Origin of the sequence: Sagittula stellata E-37, assembly GCF_039724765.1 — a bacterium.
Taxonomy (GTDB): domain Bacteria; phylum Pseudomonadota; class Alphaproteobacteria; order Rhodobacterales; family Rhodobacteraceae; genus Sagittula; species Sagittula stellata.
Window position 1 is genome coordinate 4,158,397 of sequence record NZ_CP155729.1, and the last position, 20,853, is coordinate 4,179,249.

The 20,853-nt window shown below is 66.5% G+C and carries 22 protein-coding genes, 1 tRNA gene and 1 riboswitch; of the genes, 2 read left to right on the forward strand and 21 right to left on the reverse strand.

Going from position 1 to position 20,853, the window contains the following annotated elements; translation table 11 throughout:
- Positions 1-97: 97 nt before the first annotated feature.
- From ABFK29_RS19815 to ABFK29_RS19830, 4 genes are all read right to left on the reverse strand, one after another.
- A complete protein-coding gene (locus tag ABFK29_RS19815) occupies positions 98-838 on the reverse strand; it encodes a maleate cis-trans isomerase family protein (protein ID WP_005860077.1) in 741 nt (246 codons plus the stop codon).
- Positions 835-1,998, reverse strand: a complete 1,164-nt coding sequence (locus tag ABFK29_RS19820; protein WP_005860080.1) for a M24 family metallopeptidase — start codon at positions 1,996-1,998, stop codon at positions 835-837. Before ABFK29_RS19820 ends, ABFK29_RS19815 begins: the two co-directional genes overlap by 4 nt.
- The gene (locus ABFK29_RS19825) at positions 1,991-3,070 is read right to left on the reverse strand and encodes a pyridoxal-phosphate dependent enzyme (protein ID WP_005860082.1); all 1,080 of its coding nucleotides are present in this window, start codon (positions 3,068-3,070) and stop codon (positions 1,991-1,993) included. Before ABFK29_RS19825 ends, ABFK29_RS19820 begins: the two co-directional genes overlap by 8 nt.
- Positions 3,071-3,110: 40 nt before the next feature.
- Positions 3,111-3,187 (reverse strand) — tRNA-Arg (locus ABFK29_RS19830).
- A 228-nt stretch (positions 3,188-3,415) separates the two neighbouring features.
- Here ABFK29_RS19830 and ABFK29_RS19835 point away from each other — a divergent pair.
- On the forward strand, positions 3,416-4,375 hold the full coding sequence (locus tag ABFK29_RS19835; protein WP_232281577.1) for a LacI family DNA-binding transcriptional regulator: 960 nt from the start codon (positions 3,416-3,418) through the stop codon (positions 4,373-4,375).
- Between the two features lie 90 nt (positions 4,376-4,465).
- On the opposite strand, the gene ABFK29_RS19840 is transcribed toward ABFK29_RS19835, so the two are convergent.
- The 12 genes from ABFK29_RS19840 to miaB all read right to left on the reverse strand — a co-directional run bounded on the left by ABFK29_RS19840 (position 4,466) and on the right by miaB (position 15,960).
- Positions 4,466-5,071: a (d)CMP kinase gene (locus ABFK29_RS19840; protein WP_005860086.1), complete on the reverse strand. Its 606-nt coding sequence runs from the start codon at positions 5,069-5,071 to the stop codon at positions 4,466-4,468.
- A gap of 55 nt (positions 5,072-5,126) precedes the next feature.
- Positions 5,127-5,633, reverse strand: coding sequence for a hypothetical protein (locus ABFK29_RS19845; protein ID WP_005860088.1), 507 nt, complete (start codon positions 5,631-5,633; stop codon positions 5,127-5,129).
- Complete coding sequence (gene aroA, locus ABFK29_RS19850; protein ID WP_040604691.1) at positions 5,630-6,973, reverse strand: 3-phosphoshikimate 1-carboxyvinyltransferase; 1,344 nt, start codon at positions 6,971-6,973, stop codon at positions 5,630-5,632. Before aroA ends, ABFK29_RS19845 begins: the two co-directional genes overlap by 4 nt.
- Before the next feature lie 92 nt (positions 6,974-7,065).
- Positions 7,066-7,779, reverse strand: a complete 714-nt coding sequence (gene trmB, locus ABFK29_RS19855) for a tRNA (guanine(46)-N(7))-methyltransferase TrmB (protein WP_005860092.1) — start codon at positions 7,777-7,779, stop codon at positions 7,066-7,068.
- Positions 7,780-7,872: 93 nt separating this feature from the next.
- Positions 7,873-9,054 (reverse strand): methionine adenosyltransferase, encoded by a 1,182-nt coding sequence (gene metK / locus ABFK29_RS19860; protein ID WP_005860094.1) that lies wholly within the window; start codon positions 9,052-9,054, stop codon positions 7,873-7,875.
- 6 nt (positions 9,055-9,060) lie between these two features.
- A riboswitch (SAM-SAH riboswitch) is annotated at positions 9,061-9,109 on the reverse strand.
- Between the two features lie 54 nt (positions 9,110-9,163).
- Complete coding sequence (gene lnt, locus ABFK29_RS19865; protein WP_005860096.1) at positions 9,164-10,705, reverse strand: apolipoprotein N-acyltransferase; 1,542 nt, start codon at positions 10,703-10,705, stop codon at positions 9,164-9,166.
- Complete coding sequence (locus tag ABFK29_RS19870) at positions 10,698-11,651, reverse strand: hemolysin family protein (RefSeq protein WP_083803462.1); 954 nt, start codon at positions 11,649-11,651, stop codon at positions 10,698-10,700. Before ABFK29_RS19870 ends, lnt begins: the two co-directional genes overlap by 8 nt.
- Positions 11,652-11,664: 13 nt before the next feature.
- Positions 11,665-12,201 carry an rRNA maturation RNase YbeY gene (gene ybeY, locus ABFK29_RS19875; RefSeq protein ID WP_005860100.1) on the reverse strand — a complete coding sequence of 179 codons (537 nt, stop codon included), beginning with the start codon at positions 12,199-12,201 and terminating at the stop codon, positions 11,665-11,667.
- Positions 12,202-12,292: 91 nt separating this feature from the next.
- Positions 12,293-13,264, reverse strand: a complete 972-nt coding sequence (locus tag ABFK29_RS19880) for a PhoH family protein (RefSeq protein ID WP_005860102.1) — start codon at positions 13,262-13,264, stop codon at positions 12,293-12,295.
- 237 nt (positions 13,265-13,501) lie between these two features.
- Complete coding sequence (locus tag ABFK29_RS19885) at positions 13,502-13,819, reverse strand: hypothetical protein (protein ID WP_005860104.1); 318 nt, start codon at positions 13,817-13,819, stop codon at positions 13,502-13,504.
- A 19-nt stretch (positions 13,820-13,838) separates the two neighbouring features.
- Positions 13,839-14,435, reverse strand: a complete 597-nt coding sequence (locus ABFK29_RS19890; protein ID WP_005860106.1) for an OmpA family protein — start codon at positions 14,433-14,435, stop codon at positions 13,839-13,841.
- A 217-nt stretch (positions 14,436-14,652) separates the two neighbouring features.
- Entirely contained in the window at positions 14,653-15,960 is a 1,308-nt protein-coding gene (gene miaB / locus ABFK29_RS19895) for a tRNA (N6-isopentenyl adenosine(37)-C2)-methylthiotransferase MiaB (RefSeq protein WP_005860108.1), read from the reverse strand.
- Positions 15,961-16,085: 125 nt separating this feature from the next.
- Between miaB and ABFK29_RS19900 the strand changes: the two genes are divergently transcribed.
- Positions 16,086-16,955, forward strand: coding sequence for a hypothetical protein (locus ABFK29_RS19900; RefSeq protein WP_005860110.1), 870 nt, complete (start codon positions 16,086-16,088; stop codon positions 16,953-16,955).
- Between the two features lie 155 nt (positions 16,956-17,110).
- Here ABFK29_RS19900 and ABFK29_RS19905 read toward each other — a convergent pair whose 3' ends face one another.
- The 5 genes from ABFK29_RS19905 to fabB all read right to left on the reverse strand — a co-directional run bounded on the left by ABFK29_RS19905 (position 17,111) and on the right by fabB (position 20,806).
- Positions 17,111-17,785, reverse strand: a complete 675-nt coding sequence (locus tag ABFK29_RS19905; RefSeq protein ID WP_005860112.1) for an FAD-binding oxidoreductase — start codon at positions 17,783-17,785, stop codon at positions 17,111-17,113.
- Positions 17,786-17,843: 58 nt separating this feature from the next.
- Complete coding sequence (locus ABFK29_RS19910) at positions 17,844-18,161, reverse strand: hypothetical protein (protein ID WP_005860114.1); 318 nt, start codon at positions 18,159-18,161, stop codon at positions 17,844-17,846.
- Positions 18,162-18,235: 74 nt separating this feature from the next.
- A complete protein-coding gene (locus tag ABFK29_RS19915) occupies positions 18,236-18,691 on the reverse strand; it encodes a hypothetical protein (protein ID WP_005860116.1) in 456 nt (151 codons plus the stop codon).
- An 81-nt stretch (positions 18,692-18,772) separates the two neighbouring features.
- Complete coding sequence (locus ABFK29_RS19920; RefSeq protein ID WP_005860118.1) at positions 18,773-19,561, reverse strand: enoyl-ACP reductase FabI; 789 nt, start codon at positions 19,559-19,561, stop codon at positions 18,773-18,775.
- Between the two features lie 15 nt (positions 19,562-19,576).
- On the reverse strand, positions 19,577-20,806 hold the full coding sequence (gene fabB, locus ABFK29_RS19925; RefSeq protein ID WP_005860120.1) for a beta-ketoacyl-ACP synthase I: 1,230 nt from the start codon (positions 20,804-20,806) through the stop codon (positions 19,577-19,579).
- Between the last annotated feature and the right edge of the window lie 47 nt (positions 20,807-20,853).

A 20,853-nucleotide genomic window follows, 5' to 3' on the forward strand; every position in this document is an offset into this window, starting at 1 on the left:
TCGCGGTCGCGCGTAACACAAAGGCCACAAGATGTGTCTTCTGCGCCTTCGGGTCGCGTTGGAACGGCGGCGGCGCCCCGGGTCTGGCCAATTGCCCTTATCTCAGCCCATCCGGCAGCGGCAGCGCCGCAGGCGCCGCGATCCCCGCCAGTTTCAGCATGTGCCACGCCAGGACCTGGTTCGAGGCGAGCACCGGCAGGCCCAGTTCCGCCGTCAACGGCCCGAGCAGATCCGCGGTACGCAGATTCGTGCAGGACAGGAACAGCCCGTCGAGGCCACCGCCCTGCGCCACCTCGCGCGCCGCCGCCGCGACAGAGGCCTGCGCGATCCGGGCCACCCGCGCCTCCTCCTCTTCGCCGAAGGACAGCGTCCGCGCCACGGCCACGCCGCCTGCGTCGAAGGCGGCACAGAGTGGCTCCGCCACATCCGCCACGTAGGGCGACACCACCCCGATCCGCTCAAGCCCAAGTGTGTGCATCGCCGCCAGCCCGGCCGTCAGCGGATCGGTCACGGCGGCGGTCGTGGCCCCCGCGGCGACCTGTTCATGTACCTCTTCCGCCCCCAGTAGGGCCGTGCCGGACGTGCAGGCATAGGCAATCACGTCGAAGCTCGCAGCAGGCGGCAACAGTTGCGCCGCGGCTGTCAGCCCGACCTTCATGCCCGCGATGCTGCCCGGCGTCAGCGTGTCGCCCGACCTGAGCCGCGTGACGTGCAGCTTCGTGCCCTGGGCGGGCAGGTAACGGCGCAGATCGGCCTCGACCGTCTCATCCACATGCAGCGAGATCAGTCCCAGAACTCCGCGCGGCGGCTCGTCCAGATCGTAGGGAAACCCCCTCATGACAGCACCGGCAGCTCTGCGGGCGCGCGGGGCGACAGCAGTTCCGGGCCGTCCGCACGCAGCACGATGTTCTCTTCGTGCACCAGCATCCGGCCCGGGGCGACCCATGCGCCGGGTTCCAGCGTCAGGACCATCCCTTCGCGCAATTCGGTTTTGTCCTGCGGCGTGAACGACGGCCATTCCGTCAGCGTCACCCCCAGCCCATGGCCCAGCCGCCCGCCGCCCGGTTCCACGCCCCGCGCCGTCAGCCCCTCAGAAAGGATGCGGTGCACGTCGCGCGCAAGCATGCCGGGCCGCAACTCGTCCAGCGCATCCTCCGTCGCCTGCCACAGCGCCTCATGCGACTTGCGCACGGCAGTGGACGGCTCGCCCACCGCGTAATTCCGGTCAAAATCGCAGAAATACCCGTCGCGCACCGTACCCGTGTCCAGCATGAGCACGTCTCCCATCGCCATCGGATCGGGTCCCGCCGGAGAGATCACGTCGGCATATCCCTCTGGTCCTGCCGCGCCCGCGACGTAACTGACCCAGTCGGCGCACTCCTCCAGCAGCAACCGCTGGAAGTCGCGGAACACCGTATCGAGCGGCCGGCCCGGCCCGGCGATCTCCGGAACACGGTCGAAGGCACGCCCGGCAATGGCGCAGCTTTGCCGGATCTTTTCGACCTCCGGTGCGCTCTTGATCTCCCGCACCCGCTGCACCGCCGCCGTCCCGTCCACGAATTGGCGCGGTGCGATGGCGTCCCGGACCCGCGCATAGTCCGCGAGCGGCATCCGCAGGTGCGTCTCCAGCCCCATCGGCACGCCGATTCGCCCGTGATCCGGCACGAGATCGCGCAAGGTCGCCGACAGCAGGGAAACACCGTCATCGCCGGGACAGGGCGCGTCCCAGGTTCGGAGGTCGTCCATCCACGTCCGCGCCATGAGGTCCGCCCCGATCGAAGGAATCACGGCCACCGGATCGCCCGCCACGGGCACCGCGACGAACCAGGGCCGCGCCGGGCTTTCCCAAAAGCGCGTCAGGAAGCCGGTGACGTAGAACACATCCGCCGCGGCGGTCAGCAAGAGCGCGTCCATCCCCTGCGCGACCATTGCGGCCTGAAGCCGCGCGACCCGGCCACGGTACTCCGCCGCGTCAAAGACCAGCGACCGGTCAGCCATCCTCCGGGCCTTCGCTGAGGATGGCCAGTACGCGCGCGTCGGCTGCCATGTCGAGCCCCGCAATCAACGCCGCCAGACCCGCGCCGCCCGAAGGAGTCGTCGCCAGGCCATGCTCGGCCAGCACTGCCACGCCAGCCGCCGCCTCGTCCTCGGTGACTGTCACAAATGCATCGGCATCGCGTGCCAGCCCCGCCAGCGCGATCATCGACGGTGTCTTGCAGTCGAGCCGCCCCATGGCGGACACCGGCCCGTCCGCCGTCACCAACGCGCCTGCCCTTATGCTCTCGGCCAGGGCGGGCGCGAAGGCCGGTTCCACGACGAAGATCCGCGGCCCGTCTCCCCAGGCCTCGCGTGCATGGGCCGCCACTGCCGCCGCCAGCCCGCCGACACCGGCCTGCAGCAGGATGTGGGTCGGCGGTTCCGGCACCTGCGCGACGGCTTCGGCCGCCAGTTGCAGGTAGCCTTCCATCACGCGCAGCGGCAGTTCGGCGTACCCTTCCCACGAGCTGTCCGAAAGCAGCGTCCAGCCGTTGTCCGCCGCGCTCCGTTCCGCCTCTGCCATGCTGCGCTCATAGTCGGCCCCGGCCCGCACGACCTCCGCGCCCCGGTCGCGCAGCCGCTCGGCAAAGGCGTCCGGAACGGTCTCGGCCAGGACGATCACCGCCCGCGCGCCGAATACCCGCGCCCCGGCCGCGACCGAAAGACCATGGTTGCCCGCACTCGCCGCCACGTAGGTCCGCCCCGCCAGCGCTTGCCGCAGGTCGAGCGAACCTGTCGCCGCCGCGTCGCGGGCAATGGCAAAGGCGGCCCCAAGCGCCTTGAAACTACCAAGCCCCATGCGACCGCGCTCATCCTTGACCCAGACCCGCGCCACCCCGGCACGTGCTGCAAGCTTCGCCACGTCGTGCAAGGGCGTCTCCGCATGACGGGGACAGGAACTCAGCAAGCGCGCAACCCCTTCGGCATCTGTCAGGGGCAGGATATCCGAAGGGCCGAACCCGCCGCCACGCCACGGATTTGTCAGAACATCAGGCAAAGGCAGGTCCCTTCCACGGTAGCTGCCTCCGATCATGGGCGCCCCGCGCCATCGGCGCAACTGCAGCGAATGGGAATGGCGATCCCGGCAGGATTCGAACCTGCAACCTGCCCCTTAGGAGGGGGCTGCTCTATCCAGTTGAGCCACGGGACCGCACGCCCCGCCTCTTAGCCTGTCCGCCACGCCTTGTCATGACCCTTTCCGCCCTCGAAAGGACAGGTTTCGCGCGCGCCCGTCCCGCACCTCAGCCCTCTCTTGCGCATGGCGGTTGGCACGGCGTATCGTGAACCAACTCGAAGAAAAGGAATTTCCCAAGTGCCAGCAGACGATCACCGCCCGCTTACCCTGCGCGACGTTTCCGAAGCCTCCGGCGTTTCCGAGATGACGGTCAGCCGCGTCCTCAGGAACCGGGGCGATGTCAGCCAGGCGACGCGGGAAAAGGTACTCGAAGCTGCCAAGGCGCTGGGGTACGTGCCCAACAAGATCGCCGGCGCACTGGCCTCCCAACGGGTCAATCTGGTCGCCGTCATCATCCCCTCGCTCCGCAACATGGTCTTCCCCGAGGTGATGTCCGGCATCTCCCGCGTGCTTGAGAACACGGAACTTCAACCGGTGGTCGGTGTGACCGACTACCTCCCCGAGAAGGAAGAGCGCGTCCTCTACGAGATGCTGTCCTGGCGGCCCTCGGGTGTCATCATCGCCGGGCTCGAACACTCCGAAGCGTCCGAGGCCATGCTCAAGGCCTCCGGCATCCCGGTGGTGGAGATCATGGACACGGACGGCGATCCGATCGACTGCGCCGTGGGCATCAGCCACCGCCGCGCCGGGCGCGAAATGGCCCGCGCGATCCTCAAGCAGGGCTATCAGAAAATCGGTTTCATGGGCACCAAGATGCCACTCGACCACCGCGCCCGGAAACGGTTCGAGGGCTTCACCACCGCGCTCGCCAAGGAAGGCGTGGAGATCGCGGAACACGAATTCTACTCGGGCGGCTCCGCCCTCAAGAAGGGCCGCGAAATGACCAAGGCCATGCTGGAGCGGGAGCCGGAACTCGATTTCCTCTACTACTCCAACGACATGATCGCGGCGGGTGGGCTGATGCACCTGCTCGACGCCGGGATCGACATTCCCGGCCGCGTGGGCCTCGCCGGGTTCAACGGCGTGGAATTGCTCGACGGGCTGCCGCGCCAACTGGCCACGATGGACGCCTGCCGGACCGAGATCGGCACCCGCGCCGCCGAGATCATCGCCGAACGCGTCTCGAACCCGGAAGCCGAGGTCCAGCGTCTGATCGAACTGACCCCGACGATCAATTACGGCGACACTCTGAAACGGCGCTGACGGCCAGGGCCCGCGCGCCCCTCGCCTTCATCTTGGCAAAAATACCTGACTTGTCCCGGTCCACGCCGCCCTGCGGACGGTCATGGGTTTCTAGCGGCGGGCCTCGACCGCCGCGATGGCCGCCGCGACCGCACCTGCAATCGCCATCTCCGAAGTATCGACCACCGTCGCATCCTCCGCCGCCACCAGCGGCGCTTCGGCCCGGCTCATGTCACGCGCGTCCCGCGCGCGGACGTCTTCCAGCACCTTGTCGTAATCGACGTCCAGCCCTTTGCCGATCAGTTCATCGAAGCGGCGCTGCGCCCGAACTTCTGCGCTGGCGGTAACGAAAAGCTTCGCCTCCGCCAGAGGGCAGATCACCGTGCCGATGTCGCGCCCGTCCAGCACCGCACCGCCTTCGCGGCGCGCAAAACCGCGCTGGAAGTCGACCAGCGCCGCGCGCACCTCCGGCAGCACCGCCACTTCCGATGCGGCCTGCGCCACTTCGGGCGTGCGCAGCGCACCCTCGTCCAGCTCCGCAGGGTCGAGTGCCCGTGCCGCCTGCACCGGATCCTCGCCGTCCAGAAGGTGCCGTCCGACCGCGCGATACAGAAGCCCGGTGTCGAGATGGGCAAAGCCGAAATGGCTGGCCACCGCCCGCGCGATGGTGCCCTTGCCCGCCGCAGCCGGCCCGTCGATGGCAATGGTAAAGATCATGGCACCCTCCGTGTCGCACCCGGCGCATAGCAATACAAAGCCTGAAAGGAAAGGCTCAGCGCCGCAGATCACGCAGCAGAAGGCCGCAGGTCACCAACGGGTAGAGCACCAGTTTCACCCTGGTGAAAGCGACAACAGGCGCATTGTCCATCAAAGGCGGGTACAGCGCCCAGCCGGCAGGCAGGCTGCGCCCCATCGCCCAGTCCAGCGCCTCTTGCAGCAGGACATTCTCTGCCAGGTCGAAGGCCAGGACCACCCCTGCCAGCGCCATGCCCAAAGCTCTGCGGCCGGGAAAGGCCAGGACCACCCACAGGCCCCAGAGCCCCATGAACACCAGATCCAGCCGCAGGATATTGCGGTATAGCCCGCCTTCGCCGGAGCGCACCAAGACGCTTCCGAACGCCTGCAGGTCGGCGGCGGTGTATCCGCGGACGGCCAGTTGCGGGAGGAACTCGCTTTCGGTCAGCGGCGCGATCTTCCAGTGCAACAGGACGGCCATCAGCGCGAGCACCGCCAAAGCCGCCAGCCCGGCGGCGGCCCGCGGATGGCTGCGCAGGATCACGTACGCTCGACGTGAGCGCCGAGGTCGGCCATCAAGCCTTCGAAGATCGGGAAGGAAGTGGCGATCGGCTGGCCGTCGTCCACCGACATCGGCGCATTGGTCGCAAGCCCCATGACAAGGAACGACATGGCAATGCGGTGATCGAGAAAGGTCTCGACCGTCGCGCCCCCCGCGACATCACCGAAGCCGCGCCCGTGCACCGTCCACCAGTCCTCGCCCTCGTCGACCTGCACTCCGGCGGCGCGCAGCCCGCGCGCCATGGCGTCGATCCGGTCGCTTTCCTTGACCCGCAGTTCCTTCACCCCCGGCATGTGTGTCTTGCCCTGCGCGAACGCGGCCACGACCGACAGCACGGGGTATTCGTCAATCATCGTAGCCGCGCGCTCTGCCGGCACCTCGATCCCCTTCATGTCCGGAGAAAACTTGGCGCGCAGATCCGCGACGGGTTCGCCCCCCGCCTCGCGCATGTTCTCGAAGGTCAGGTTCGCGCCCATCTCCTGCAGGGCGAAGAACAGACCGGCGCGCGTCGGGTTCAGACCGATGTTGGGCACCAGCACGTCCGATCCTTCGACGATCAGCGCCGCGCAGACAGGGAAGGCGGCAGAGGATGGGTCGCGCGGCACGACGATGTCCTGCGGCACGAATTCCGGACGGCCCTGCAGGGTGATGACCCGGCCCTCCTTCGTGTCCTCGGTCGAGATCGACGCCCCGAACCCCGCCAGCATCCGTTCAGTATGGTCACGGGTGGATTCGCGTTCGATCACCACCGTCTCGCCCGGGGCGTTCAGCCCCGCCAGCAGCACCGCCGACTTCACCTGCGCCGAGGGCACAGGCGTCGCGTAGCGCACCGGCATGGGCTCCTTCGCGCCGACGATGGTCATCGGCAGCCGCCCGCTTGAGCGACCGTAGGCCCGCGCCCCGAACAGCGTCAGCGGGTCCGTCACCCGCGCCATCGGCCGCTTGTTCAGAGAGGCGTCGCCAGTGAAAGTCGCCACGATGGGCGAAGTCGCCATCGTTCCCATGATCAGCCGCACGCTGGTGCCGGAGTTGCCGCAGTCGATCACGTTCTCCGGTTCGAGGAATCCGCCGACGCCGACACCGTGTACATGCCACGTCTCGCCGATCTTCTCGATTTGCGCGCCGAAGGCCCGCATCGCCTTGGCGGTGTCCAGAACATCCTGCCCTTCCAGCAGACCCGTAACCTTCGTCTCGCCCACCGTCATCGCGCCAAGGATCAGCGACCGGTGAGAGATCGACTTGTCCCCCGGCACATGCGCCTCTCCGGTCAGCGGACCGGCGCGGCGGGAGGTCATCGGGATGGGTTCACCATGGGCGGACATGCGGCGTCTCCTGTCAAGATCGCGGCACTGTTAGCGCGGCGCAGGTACGGGCGCAACGGCCCGTAGGGCGGGGCTGCGCGCCGCCTTCGCCCTCAATGCTTGCGGAACGTCAGGTAGTGCGGCACCCGGCCCTCGCGCAGGGCCTTCTGCTCGTACCGGGTGGAGTGCCAGTCGGACCACGGACGGCGCCAGTCCTCCGGCGCCTCGGCCTCCCACCGGAACCCGGCTTTCGGCACCTCGACCAGCGCCTGACGGACGTAGTCCGGGATGTCGGTGGCCACGCGGAACTCCGCCCCGGGTTTCAGGGCACGGTGCAGGGGCGCGAGGTGCTCCTGCGTAACGAACCGCCGCCGGTGATGCTTCTTCTTCGGCCAGGGATCGGGATACAGCAGGAACGCCTTGTCGAGCGACGCCTCCGGCAGCACGTCGAAGAGGTTGCGCACGTCGCCCGGATGGACCGAGACATTTTCGCACCCCGCGTCGCGCAGTTTGCCCAGAAGCATCGCCACCGCGTTCATGAACGGCTCGCAGCCGATGATCGCCACGTCCGGGTAGGTCTCCGCCTGGTGGACGAGGTGCTCGCCACCGCCAAACCCGATCTCCAGCCAGAGGGGCCGGTCGCCGAACCGCGCCTTCAGGTCCAGAGGGTCGCGGTCGGGGTTCACGTCCCAGTCGACCGGTCCCGGCGACAGGGCGGCCAGATCTTCCTCGATGTATTCCACCTGGCTGGGGCGCAGGGTCTTGCCCCGCACACGGCCATAGAAGTTGCGCCAGGGCGCATCGGGATGCTTGTTCGACGTGGTCATGGCCGGGGCGTGTAGCCTCGCCTCGCACAAAAGAAAAGGGCGCTCCACCTGGAACGCCCTCGGTTTCCCGTTCGTCGCGCGCAGGTGGCCGCCTCACACGGCCTTTGCCAACGCCTCCGCCAGGTCGGTCTTCTCCCACGAAAAGCCGCCATCCGCCTCAGGCGCGCGGCCGAAGTGGCCGTAGGCGGCGGTGCGCGCGTAGATCGGCTTGTTCAGGTCCAGGTGCGTGCGGATGCCGCGCGGGGTCAGGTCCATGACCTTCGGGATCGCCCGTTCGATCGCGGCGGCGTCGATCTCGCCTGTGCCATGGGTATCGACGTAGATCGACAGCGGCCGGGCCACGCCGATAGCATAGGACAACTGCACGGTGCAGCGTTCTGCCATGCCAGCCGCGACCACGTTCTTGGCAAGGTAGCGCGCGGCATAGGCGGCCGAGCGGTCCACCTTGGTCGGGTCCTTGCCGGAAAACGCGCCGCCGCCGTGCGGAGCCGCGCCACCGTAGGTGTCCACGATGATCTTGCGCCCGGTCAGACCCGCGTCTCCGTCCGGCCCGCCGATCACGAAGGTGCCCGTGGGGTTCACCCACCATTCCGTCTCGCCGGAAATCCAGCCTTCGGGCAGGATCTGGCGGATGTAAGGTTCGACGATGGCCCGGATGTCGTCGGAGGTCTGGCTCTCGCTCTCGTGCTGGGTCGACAGCACGATGGAGGTCACGCCGACCGGCTTGCCACCCTCGTAACGCACCGAAAGCTGCGATTTCGCGTCGGGGCGCAGGGTCGGCTCCGTGCCATCCTTGCGCACCTCGGCCAACCGCTTGAGGATCGCGTGGCTGAACAGGATCGGCGCAGGCATGAGAGCGTCGGTCTCGTTGGTGGCGTATCCGAACATGATGCCCTGGTCGCCGGCACCCTCGTCGCGGTTGCCGCCGCCGGTCACCCCCTGCGCGATATGCGCGGACTGCTCGTGCAGGACGTTGGTGATCTCCACCGTCTCGTGGTGGAACTTCTCCTGCTCATAGCCGATGTCCTTGATGCAGGCGCGGGCGATGTCGTCGATGCGCCCCATGTACTCCGCCAGCTTGGCCTGATCGGTCAGGCCGACTTCTCCGCCGATGACGACACGGTTGGTGGTGGCGAAGGTCTCGCAGGCGACGCGCGCCAGCGGATCTTCCGCGATGAACGCGTCGAGAACGGCATCCGAGATCCGGTCACAGACCTTGTCGGGATGCCCTTCCGAGACGGACTCGGACGTAAAAACGTAACTCTGTCGGGACATGGGGGGTGCTCCATTCGGGTTTCTCCGTCACGCCAGGAAGCCGTTGTGACGGGGTTTGTTGGGCCATTTTCCAGACCTCGGTTCGGCCTACGCTCCGCAGGGGAACGGGTCAATCGTTTTCTCTGCGCAATGCGATGCGATGGTGTCGCATCAGAAGGCCCGCGAAAAGCAGAAGCATCACAAGCATCGGCAGGTCCCCCGTCCGGCTGTAGAGCGTGCCCCGCAGCGGCGGCGGCAGCGGCGCGTCCAAATACCCCGCCTCGTTCAGCGGCAGCGCCGCCAGCACCCGGCCCGCGCCGTCGATCACCGCCGAAACGCCGGTGTTGGCGGCCCGCAGCATCGGCAGACCCTGCTCGATGGCCCTGATCCGCGCCTGTTCAAGATGCTGGTACGGGCCGGAGAAGGCGCCGAACCACGCATCGTTTGTGATCTGCATCAGCATGTCGGGCCGTCCCGGCGCGCGGTACACGTCCTGCGGAAACACCGCCTCGTAGCAGATCAGCGGCAGTGCGACACCGAGCGGCCCCAGATCCAGAAGCTCCGGCCCGGGTCCGGGGCTGTAACCGCCCTCTGCCCGCGCGGCCAGTCCGGCGATGTTCCAGCGGGCAAAGACCGCTTTGGCCGGCATGTACTCTCCGAACGGCACGAGGTGGTACTTGTCATACACCTGCCGCACGTCGCCGTCCGGTCCCATCAGAACCAGAGAGTTGTACCAGTTGCCGAAGTTCTCGCGCTGAAGCCCGACGACCACCTGCGCCGCCCCAGCGGCAAGGCTGATCTCGCCCAGCTCGTTGGCCGAACGGTGCAACAGCGTCGGCAGCGCCGTCTCCGGCCAGATCACGAGGTCCGGCCTGCTGTCGCCGTCCTGCATCGGCGCCGAGGTGAAGTCGACCTGACGGCGGTAATAGATCGGCACCATGTCCCGCCGCCATTTCAGGTGCTGCGGTGCGTTGGGCTGGATCAACCGCACGACCGGCCGGCCTTCAAGATCCTGCAGCGGCGGGAGCAGCGCCTGTCCGCCGCCGAACAGCGCCAGCAGTGCGGTCACCCCAAGCACCGGCGGCAACAGCCGCATCCCGCGCCGGGGCGCCTCCGCCGCATAGAGTGCGGCGGTCGCAAAGGTCAGGAAGGTCAGCCCGTGCGGCCCGATCAGCGACACCCACTGGATCGGTGCCACCGGCAGCCAGAGATACCCCACCAGGCCCCACGGAAAACCGGTCAGCACATAGGCGCGTGCCAGCTCTGCGGCGGTCCACGTGACCACCAGCGCAGGCAGCACCCGGTGCCGCGCATGGCCGGCGCCCCAGAACGCCAACGCCCAGAACAACGCCAGCCCACCCGCGAGGCCGAGCAATCCGAAGGGCGCCATCCATCCGGTGGCGGCGGCATCGACCATGAAAGGCTCGACGATCCAGCTCATGGAGAGGCCGAAGTACCCCAGCCCGACCATCCACCCGGTGCCCACGGCGCGCAGACCGCGCGGCGCCACGCGGAACAGCGCGAACGCCCCCACGAGCCCGAGGAAACCGGCGTACCATAGATCGTAGGGCGCGGCCGACAGGCCCATGAGCGCACCGCAGGCCAGCGCCAGCGGCAGGCGCGCCCACCCGCGCAGCACAAATGCCCGCGCAGGCGCCGTCAGTTCAGGCATGGCCCGCCTTCGATGCACCGGACTGCGCGACGGCCTGGGACTGGCTGGCGGCACGCTGCGCGCCCGGCAGCCGCACCCGGAGCCGCTTGATGCGGCGCGGATCGGCATCCACCACTTCGAGGTCGAGGCCGGCGGGGTGGCGCACCACCTCGCCTCGCGCAGGCACACGACCGGCCAGCATGAACACGAGACCACCCAGCGTGTCGATTTCTTCCTCGTCGATGTCTTCGTGTTCGGTCAGGTCAAAGCCCAGCTCCGCCTCGAACTCCTCCAGCGGGGTCTTGGCCAGGGCGAGGTAGCAGCCGGGCCGCTCCTTCACCCAGGACTGGTCGTCGTCGGTGTCGTGCTCGTCCTCGATCTCTCCGATGACCTGTTCGATCAGGTCCTCGATGGTCACCAGACCGTCGACGCCGCCGTATTCGTCGATCACCAGCGCCATGTGCCGCCGTTCCGTCTGCATCTTGGTCAGCAGCACGCCGATGGGCATCGACGGCGGCACGAACAGCAGGGGCCGCAGCATGCGTTTCAGATTGAAGCGGGCGCCGGCGCCGTTGAACCCGTAGGCCAGCGCGAAGTCCTTCAGGTGAGCCATGCCCACCGGCGTGTCCAGCGTGCCCTCGTAGACCGGCACGCGGGTCATGCCGCTTTCGCGGAAGACCTTCACGAGGTCGTCGCGGGTGATGGTGTTCGGCACCGCCACGATGTCGGCCTTGGGAATGGCCACGTCCTCGACCCGCATGCGCCGCAGGTTGATCATTCCGTGCACGGGCGGCTCGCGCGGGCCGACGGTGTCGTCGCCCGTGAAGTCGTCTTCCATGTCGGTTTCCGTGGTCCGACCGAAGAGGCGCCTCAGGAAGCCCGGCCTCGCCGAATCCTGTCCCTCTTCATCTTCAAATTGTCTCAGCGCGCCATGCGCCGCGTTAGACGAGTCGTCGTTGTCGCCCATTTCTCCGGTCCAGTCACGAGCCATCGGGCCCATCAATCTCCCTATATGGGTCAGCGATACCGAGATTGCCAAGTATCCCGCGCTCCAACCCTTCCATCAACGTGGCATCCGCATCACGGATATGGTCGTACCCCATAAGATGTAACACCCCGTGAACAAGCAAATGTGTCACGTGGTCCGCCATGGACTTGTCCTGTTCGGCAGCTTCCCGCTCACAGGTCTCCCACGCGAGCGCCAGATCGCCCAGGTGATGCGGTTCGCCCATCGCCTCGAAATCGTCGTCGAGGTGCGGCAGGAACGGGTCGCCGCCCGCGTCGGGCGAAGTCAGTTCCTGCGTCGGCCAGCTGAGCACGTTGGTGGGCGCCGGGCGGCCCCGGAAATCGGCATTGAGGATGGCTATGCGGCCATCGCTGCAGCCCATTACCGCGATCTCGTAGTCGTCGGCCACGAAGCCGAGCTGCGCGAGGGTTTCCTGCGCGGCCGCCTCGGCCAGCGCCGCGAGCCCTGCCGCTTCCCAGCGGTCGTCCTCGACGATCGTGTCGGTCAGCATGGGATCGACCGGCCGGGGGCCAGCCCCCGGACCCCCGAGGTATTTGTGCCAAGATGAAGGTGGGACGCAAGGCGGGAGCGGCGGGACGATATCACCCGTCCGCGTCCTGTTCGTAGGCCTCGATGATCGCCGCAACAAGCGGGTGGCGCACCACGTCCTTGCCGGTGAAGTAGTTGAACGAGATGCCGTTCACCTCCTTCAGCAGGCGTTCGGCGTCCTGCAGACCCGACGGCACGCCGCGCGGCAGGTCGATCTGAGTGCGGTCGCCGGTGATGACCATGCGCGACCCTTCGCCCAGGCGGGTGAGGAACATCTTCATCTGCATGGTGGTGGCGTTCTGCGCCTCGTCCAGCACGACGAAGGCGTTGGACAGGGTCCGCCCGCGCATGAAGGCCAGGGGCGCGATTTCGACAGTTTTTTCCTCGCGCATCTTGGCGAGCTGCTTGCCGGGCAGAAAATCGTTCAGCGCATCGTAGAGCGGCTGCATGTAGGGATCGACCTTTTCCTCCTGCGTGCCGGGAAGGAAACCGAGCCGTTCACCCGCCTCGACCGCGGGGCGGCAGAGGATGATCTTGTCGACCGCGCCGGTGATCAGCATGTTCACGCCCACCGCCACGGCGATGTAGGTCTTGCCCGTTCCGGCCGGGCCGATGCCGAAGGCCAGCTCGTTTTCGAACAGCGACCGGACGTAGGCCTTCTGCGCGTCGGTGCGCGGTTCCACCAGCTTCTTGCGGGTCTTGATCTCCACCTTGCCGCCGCCGAACATTTCGAGCTGCTGGTCCGGCTCCGGTTCATGCTCCATCCGGAACTCCCGGTCGATGTCGCCCTTGCCGACCTCGCGCCCGGCCTCCAGCCGCTGGTAGAGCGCCTGCAGCACCTCCGTGGCGCCCTTGATCGCGTCTTCGGGGCCATGCACGGCAAGCTGGTTGCCGCGTCTGAGGATCTGCACGCCGGTGCGCGCCTCTATGTCTGTGAGGTTGCGGTCGAACTCTCCGCAGAGGTCGATCAGCAGCCGGTTGTCTGGAAACTCGAGGATGGCTTCGTTCAGTACGCCAGTGTTCAAGCCTCTCTCCTGCTCCGTGTTTGGCCCGAGCTGTGGATTCGGCGGGGGCCCCTTGTCTAGATATGGTGCCAAGCCACACCCGACTGCGCAAGTCTCGCGCGGCGAATGTCACGCTTTTGAAACACTCTCGCCTGCAGGTGCCTGCGTCCGAGGCGCCGGATTATCCCGCGCGGGGCCCAACAGAAAAGGGCCGCCCCGCTGGGGGACGGCCCTGTTCGATGGCGGTTGACGGATGCGTCAGAGCGGATCGCCGATGATGTTGGTCGAGCCGCCCTTGAACTGGCCGGTGACGATGGTCGGCGGGGCGACGCCCGAGCAGACCGGCTTGCCGTACTTGTCGAGCCGCAGCGAGAGGTAGCCCTCGACGCCGTCGTCGATGATCCAGTGGTCGCACCCGTTGGGATCGACCCAGATGCCGGCCTGCATGCCGGACAGGTCGTCCCGGTCGAAGAAGTTGCGGTCCTGGCTCTTGTCCGGGCCGATCGGAACGTCGACGCCACAGGCCGACACCAGTCCCGCCACGGTCAGGGCAAGAAGCGGTTTTGCGAAGTTCATGTCCAAGGTCCCCCGGGCGTTACTGGAAGCAGAGAATTTCGACGCGGCGGTTCTTGGCCATGCCGGCAGCGGTGGCGTTGGACGCCACGGGCATGCGTTCGCCGTATCCGCGCACGTCGGTGATGTTGGCCCCCACTGCCCGCGCGACGCGGGCCACAGCCAGCGCACGGTTGTACGACAGCTTCATGTTGTAGGCGTCGGACGCCCGGCTGTCGGTGTGCCCGGCGATGACGAAGCCCACTGCCGACGAAGACCGGAAGAAGTTCGCGATCTGCGCCTGTCCGTGCTTGGAAATCTTGTAGCTGTCGGTGGCGAAGAACTGGTCGGTGTTCATCACGCCGCAGGTGTTGGACCGGCGGCAGACCGGGATGCCCTTGCGGTCGAGGTGGGGGTCCATGTAGCCCTCCACGCCGTCGTCCATGACCCAGTGCTCACAGCCATCTGGGTCGACCCAGATGCCCGGAATGTATTGTTCGCCCACGATGGTGCGCGTGTTCTGCGTAGAAATGATAGGTGTTTGCCCAGCATCTTCCGCGACCGCCGGTGCAGCAACCGACAGGCACAGGGATGCAGTCAGCGCGATTGCGCTGAGGGCCTTGGAGATGCGTGTCACCACAGCCTCTGTCCCTTAACTGATGTTTCCCCCATGCGCGGTGGTCCGATGGCAGCGGGCCGCGCAAATTAACTGTAAAGTCAGTGTAAGGATTCCATTAGGTAAGGGAAGAAGAAATCCACAAGGACTGTACCGCTTTCGGAAACAGTTCCCACTACATCTTGTGTTTTGTGTGGATAATCCGGGGTTGTTTTTTGATTCAATAGGTTCTGTGGCGAAGTTACATCGCCATCAAGACGCCCCCAAGGCTGTTTGGACCACTGGATTCGATTCGGACAGGGGCAATATCGCCCGCACCGATTCCCTGTGCCTCCACGTGCACGGCATGCAGGTATTCCGACTTTCCGACCATCTGGCCCGGCAGCCGACCCGGCTTTTCGAACAGCACCCGCACCTCGCGCCCGACCATGGCGTCCTGGAGGGCACGCTGCTGTTTGGTAAGAAGGGCCTGCAGGCGCTGAAGGCGGTCGTCCTTCTCGTCCTCGGGCACCTGCGCGCGCTCCGCGGCGGGTGTGCCCGGACGCTCTGAATACTTGAAAGAAAAGGCCGATCCGTATTCCACGGCTTCGATGAGCGCGAGGGTGTCCCGAAAATCGGCCTCCGTCTCCTCGGGGAAGCCGACGATGAAATCGCCCGACAGGTGCAGGTCCGGCCGTGCAGCGCGCAGACGCTCGATCAGGCGAAGGTACTGTTCGGCGGTGTGCTGGCGGTTCATCCGCTTGAGGATCCTGTCCGATCCAGCCTGAACCGGAAGATGCAGGTAAGGCATCAGCTTCTCGCACTCTCCATGCGCCGCGATCAGCGCGTCGTCCATGTCGTTGGGATGCGACGTCGTGAAACGAATGCGCGCGAGGCCATCGATTGTTTCCAGTTCCCGGATCAAACCCGCCAGACCGCGCTCGTGTCCATGGTAGGCGTTCACGTTCTGGCCAAGGAGCGTGATCTCCCGCACGCCGCGCTCGACGAGGTCGCGCGCCTCGCGCATCACGCGCTCCGCCGGGCGGCTCAACTCTGCCCCGCGCGTGTAGGGAACCACACAGAACGCGCAGAATTTGTCACACCCTTCCTGCACCGTGAGGAAGGCCGTCGGCCCGCGCTTCGCCTTGGGACGCGCCGTCAGATGCTCGAACTTGTCTTCTTCGGGAAAATCGGTGTCCAGCGCCTTCGCCCCGGTGCGCGCCTTCGCCTCCAGCTCCGGAAGGCGGTGGTAGCTCTGCGGCCCGACGACCAGATCCACCATCGGCTGGCGGCGCATGATCTCCTCTCCCTCCGCCTGCGCGACGCAGCCCGCCACGCCGATCTTGAGGTCGGGCTTCGCGGCCTTCAGCCCCTTGTAGCGGCCAAGCTCGGAATAGACCTTCTCGGCGGCCTTTTCCCGGATGTGGCAGGTGTTCAGCAGGATCATGTCCGCATCGTCGGGCGTTTCCGTCACGACATAGCCCTGCCCGCCCATGGCCTCCGCCATGCGCTCGCTGTCGTAGACGTTCATCTGGCAACCGTAGGTCTTGATAAAGAGCTTCCGGGTCATGCTGCACCGTTGCGTAGGGAGAGTTGCTTAGGGGATCAGGGGCGCGGGATACCCCGAAACCGCCCCGTCTTGCAATGGGGCGGAAATTCACCGATTCTCGGCGCAAAGCGCTCAGGGGCAGGCCGATGCAGTACGACTCCCTACAGGATTTCCTCAGCCGGGGCCGCGAGGTGCTGGCCAGGGGACCGGTCGCGATGATCTTCGCCGAGGACGATACCGAACTGGCGACGACGCTGCGCCACCACCGCCACTGCGGCTTTCGCGTCGTTCTGTGCTTCGTCTCGGAACTCTGGGAAACGCCGCCCGATCTCGTGGGCAAGATCCACCGGATCGACTACGACGCGATGGCCGACGGCGCGGTGCAGGCAGCCGTGAACCACGTCAACGCCGCAGCCGAAGGCACGTGGCTCTACTACTGCTACAACGCCGAGTACCTGTTCTACCCGTTCTGCGAAACCCGCACCATCGGCGAGATGCTGGCCTACCACACCGAAGAGCGGCGCGATGCCATGCTGACCTACGTGGTGGACCTCTACGCCGGCGACCTCCGCCGCCACCCGAACGCCGTCTCGCTCGACGATGCCTGCCTCGACCGCTCCGGTTACTACGCGCTCGCCCGGCTCGATCCGGACAACAAGAATTACCCGAAAGAGCGGCAACTGGACTTTTTCGGGGGCCTGCGCTGGCGGTACGAGGAACACATTCCCCCCGAACGCCGCAAGATCGACCGGATCGCCATCTTCCGCGCCAGACCCGGCCTGCACCTGCGCGAAGACCACACGTTCGACGACGAGGAATACAACACCTACGCCTGTCCTTGGCACAACAACCTGACCGCCGCCATCGTGTCCTTCCGCACCGCCAAGGCCCTTAAGCGCAACCCCGGCTCGACCTTCGACATCCAGAACTTCCACTGGCACAACTCCGTGCCTTTCGAATGGCACTCGCGCCAGCTCCTCGACCTCGGCCTGATGGAGCCGGGCCAGTGGTTCTGACCTCCGACTGACAACACCCATATCAAAGGGAAGGACAGGGAACCGCCCCTGCCCTTCATCTTGGTCCAAATACCTTGGGGGGTCCGGGGGGCCAGCCCCCCGGCCTGCGCGGGCAACGCCCGCGCGGGTCGGTCCGCGCCAGCGAACCGAAACCGTCAGTCGAACTCTTCCGTCACCACATGGTCCTTCGGCACGCCCAGCTCGGCGACCTCCCGCGGCAGCGCCTCGACCATGCCGTCGGGGCCGCACACGTAGACCACGTCGCCTTTCACCTCGACCAGGTCCTTCAGGAAGGACGCATCGACCTGGCCGCGCGCATAGCCGCTGTCCGGCTCGTCGGTGACGGTATAGACCACCGCCAAACCCGGCATCGCGTCGAATTCGTCCTTCAGAATGATGTCGGCCTCCGTCTGGTTGGAGAACACCAAAGTGTTGCCCTCCAGCGTGCCCTTGTCCTGCAGCTTCTTGCGCAGAATGGCGATGAACGGCGTGACGCCCGCGCCGCCGGCGATGAAGATGCCGTCGCCCTTGTCTTCGATCGCGCCCCAGGGGTCCTCGATCAGCACCTTGTCGCCGGCCTGCAACTTGCCGATCTGCTCGGTCACGCCGTCGTGCTCCGGGTAGGACTTGATGACGAACTGCAACGTGTCCTCGTCCGGCAGGCTGGTGAAGGTGAAGGGCCGCTTCTCCTCGCGCCAGCCGTCCTTGTCCAGCGACAGGTCGACCGCCTGACCGGGCGTGAACGCGAATCCCTCCGGCTTGTCGAACACCAGATGATGCGTGTCGCGCGTCACGGGCGAGATCGATTGCAATGTCAGCGTATGTGTCATGTGAACCTCCGTTTGCCATCAAAACGCGACGGCAGGGACAGGGGTTCCGGTGCGCAGCTCAGGCCGACACCAGCGTCCCGTAGGTGCAAAGCTGGCGGTGTCCGTCGGTGCGGCTGACCAGTTTCCCGCCACGATAGACCGCATGTACGTATTTCGGCCCGTTGCCATAGGCGTAGCTCACGCAGGATTCGTCGAAGTTCTTCGGGTTGCGCTCGAACCCGGCCTCGGTGCCAAGCGCCACCTCCGCCTCGGCGCGGGTCACGCCCATCGTCAGTTTCTGCGCCACCCCGTCGTTGCCAGGCGCGTCGGTCTGCGGCGCGCCGACGGTGCAGGCCGAAATCAGCAGGGCGGTCAGGGCAAGGGCGAGGCGCGGCATCTGGGCTCTCCTGTCAGGGGATTCGTCCCCCTTGGGTAACACGCGCCGCCCGTACCCGGAACAGGGCCGGACGTTCAGTCGGACGAGAGCTGTCCCAACCGTCGCACGGCGACGCGGCTTTCGGGCATGGCGTTGACCGGCGGCCGTTCTGCCGGCTGTGCCCCGCCACCGGCCGCGAAGAGCCCTCGACCGGGCATCAGCGCCGCCTCCTCCACAGGATCGACCGGAACGAAGGCCTCGGTCGGGACGGTCGCCTCGGCGGCCATTGCCGCCTCGCGCCGCGCGGCCATCTCCGTCTGGATGACGTCCAGCAGCCCGGCCTGGAACTGCCCAAACATGGCCTTCCCGTCCTCGGTCGCCATCAGATAGCGGGACGCGCCCAAGCTCAGCCCGAGCAGCAGCAGCTTCACGGCAATCCCCCGGGCAAAGCCGCCGCGCCGCCTGCCGTAGTGCCGCTTCACCACGCGCTTGCGCACCTCCGCGCCCGCATCTCCAAGGATGGCCTGCCTGAGATCGTGATCCGTCGTCATGACACGATCCCAGCACAGGACCCGGCCGGAAGCACGGCGAAGTCATGGCGGAAATCCGGCGATTTAAACGAAAATGGAAACTTACAGGTTCTCGTACTGCGGCATGCCAAGCACGTGATAGCCGCCATCGACAAGGATGATCTCGCCGGTCGTGCAGGACCCCGCGTCCGAACACAGCCAAACCGCCGTGCCGCCCACCGCTTCGAGCGTCGCGTTGGACCGCAGCGGCGCGTTCTGGTCGGTGTGCTTGTAGGTCTTGCGGGCACCGCCGATGGCCGCACCGGCCAACGTCTTCATCGGCCCCGGAGAGATGGCGTTGACCCGGATGCCGTCCGGGCCAAGGTCGTTGGCAAGGTAGCGGGTCGCCGACTCCAGCGCCGCCTTGGCCACGCCCATGATGTTGTAGTTCGGCACGACGCGCTGCGACCCCTGATAGGTCAGGGTCAGCATGGTGCCGCCATCGGTCATCAGCGGATGGGCGCGGCGGGCCACCTCGATGAACGAGTAGACCGAGATGTCCATGGAGTTCTTGAAGTTCGCGCGGGACGTGTTGAGGAACCGCCCCTGAAGCTCCGACTTGTCGGAGAAGGCGACCGCATGGACGAGAAAATCCAGCCGGTCCCAGCGCTGTCCCAACTGTTCGAAAGCGGCATCCAGCGAGGCATCGTCGGTCACGTCCACGTCGACCATGAAATCCGAGCCCACGCTCTCGGCCAGCGGCGCCAGCCGTTTGCCAAAGGCTTCACCCTGGTAGGTAAACGCAAGCTCCGCCCCTGCCTCGTGACACGCTTTCGCGATCCCCCAGGCAATCGACCGCTCGTTCGCCACACCCATGACAAGCCCGCGCTTGCCTTCCAGAGTTATCGTCATCCCAGTCTTTCCGTATCAGTCGTTGAACCGCGACAGCACCATCGAACCGTTGGTGCCCCCGAAGCCGAAGGAGTTGGTCATCACCGAATCCAACCCAGCGTTCTCGACCAGAGACGTGGCGATCTCTTCGGGCTTCAGCGCGGGATCGAGCGTTTCCACGTTGATCGACGGGATGATGAAGTCGTCTTTGAGCGCGAGCAGGCAATAGATCGCTTCCTGCGCGCCGGTCGCCCCCTGGCTGTGGCCGGTCATCGACTTGGTCGAACTGACCGGCGGGGTCGAGCCGTCGCCGAACACCCGGCGCACTGCCTCGATCTCGCCGACGTCGCCCACCGGGGTCGAGGTGCCGTGCGCGTTGATGTAGCTGACCTTGCGGCCTTCGGGCACCGTCGAAAGCGCCACGCGCATCGCCCGTTCGCCGCCCTCACCCGAAGGGGCCACCATGTCTGCACCGTCGGAGGTCGCGCCGTAGCCCGTCACCTCGGCGTAGATCTTGGCGCCGCGCGCCTTGGCATGCTCCAGGTCTTCCAGCACGAGGATGCCGCCGCCGCCCGAAATGACAAAGCCGTCACGTCCGGCGTCGAAGGCGCGGCTCGCGCGCTCCGGCGTGTCGTTGTACTTCGACGACATCGCGCCCATGGCGTCGAACAGGCAGGACAGCGTCCAGTCCAGCTCCTCGCCACCGCCGGCGAACATGATGTCCTGCTTGCCCATCATGATCTGCTCCGCCGCGTTGCCGATGCAGTGCAGGGAGGTCGAGCAGGCCGAGGTGATCGAATAGTTGATCCCCTTGATCTTGAAGGCCGTCGAGAGATTCGCGCTGATCGTCGAGCACATCGCCTTCGGCACCGCGAATGGCCCGACGCGCTTGGTCCCGCCGGACTTCAGCACGGTCTGGTGCGCAGTCAGCAGGGCAGAGGTCGACGGCCCGCCGGACCCGGCCACCAGCCCGGTGCGCGGGTTCACGACGTCGGTCTCTTCCAGCCCGGAATCGGCAATCGCCTGCTGCATCGCGATATGAGCATAGGCCGCCCCCGGCCCCATGAAGCGCAGCGTGCGCTTGTCGACATGTTCGGACACGTCGATCTTGAGTTGGCCGGAGATCTGGCTGCGGAAGCCGTGCTCCTTCATCTCCTCAGAGGCGGAGATACCCGACCGTCCCGCCTTCAGCGAGGCGGTAACCTCTTCGGCGTTGTTTCCGATGCTGGAGACGATCCCCAACCCTGTAACGACGACGCGGCGCATGCGGCCTCCCTTGATTTGCTGGGTCTTACTAAGGCAGTCCTGCGGTC

Coding starts and splice junctions, on each gene's coding strand:
- ABFK29_RS19815 (WP_005860077.1), bottom strand. CDS start 838: ATGAGGGGGTTTCCCTACGATCTGGACGAGCCGCCGCGCGGAGTTCTG.
- ABFK29_RS19820 (WP_005860080.1), bottom strand. CDS start 1,998: ATGGCTGACCGGTCGCTGGTCTTTGACGCGGCGGAGTACCGTGGCCGG.
- ABFK29_RS19825 (WP_005860082.1), bottom strand. CDS start 3,070: ATGATCGGAGGCAGCTACCGTGGAAGGGACCTGCCTTTGCCTGATGTT.
- ABFK29_RS19835 (WP_232281577.1), top strand. CDS start 3,416: ATGACGGTCAGCCGCGTCCTCAGGAACCGGGGCGATGTCAGCCAGGCG.
- ABFK29_RS19840 (WP_005860086.1), bottom strand. CDS start 5,071: ATGATCTTTACCATTGCCATCGACGGGCCGGCTGCGGCGGGCAAGGGC.
- aroA (WP_040604691.1), bottom strand. CDS start 6,973: ATGTCCGCCCATGGTGAACCCATCCCGATGACCTCCCGCCGCGCCGGT.
- trmB (WP_005860092.1), bottom strand. CDS start 7,779: ATGACCACGTCGAACAAGCATCCCGATGCGCCCTGGCGCAACTTCTAT.
- metK (WP_005860094.1), bottom strand. CDS start 9,054: ATGTCCCGACAGAGTTACGTTTTTACGTCCGAGTCCGTCTCGGAAGGG.
- lnt (WP_005860096.1), bottom strand. CDS start 10,705: ATGCCTGAACTGACGGCGCCTGCGCGGGCATTTGTGCTGCGCGGGTGG.
- ABFK29_RS19870 (WP_083803462.1), bottom strand. CDS start 11,651: ATGGGCGACAACGACGACTCGTCTAACGCGGCGCATGGCGCGCTGAGA.
- ybeY (WP_005860100.1), bottom strand. CDS start 12,201: ATGCTGACCGACACGATCGTCGAGGACGACCGCTGGGAAGCGGCAGGG.
- ABFK29_RS19885 (WP_005860104.1), bottom strand. CDS start 13,819: ATGAACTTCGCAAAACCGCTTCTTGCCCTGACCGTGGCGGGACTGGTG.
- miaB (WP_005860108.1), bottom strand. CDS start 15,960: ATGACCCGGAAGCTCTTTATCAAGACCTACGGTTGCCAGATGAACGTC.
- ABFK29_RS19900 (WP_005860110.1), top strand. CDS start 16,086: ATGCAGTACGACTCCCTACAGGATTTCCTCAGCCGGGGCCGCGAGGTG.
- ABFK29_RS19905 (WP_005860112.1), bottom strand. CDS start 17,785: ATGACACATACGCTGACATTGCAATCGATCTCGCCCGTGACGCGCGAC.
- ABFK29_RS19910 (WP_005860114.1), bottom strand. CDS start 18,161: ATGCCGCGCCTCGCCCTTGCCCTGACCGCCCTGCTGATTTCGGCCTGC.
- ABFK29_RS19915 (WP_005860116.1), bottom strand. CDS start 18,691: ATGACGACGGATCACGATCTCAGGCAGGCCATCCTTGGAGATGCGGGC.
- ABFK29_RS19920 (WP_005860118.1), bottom strand. CDS start 19,561: ATGACGATAACTCTGGAAGGCAAGCGCGGGCTTGTCATGGGTGTGGCG.
- fabB (WP_005860120.1), bottom strand. CDS start 20,806: ATGCGCCGCGTCGTCGTTACAGGGTTGGGGATCGTCTCCAGCATCGGA.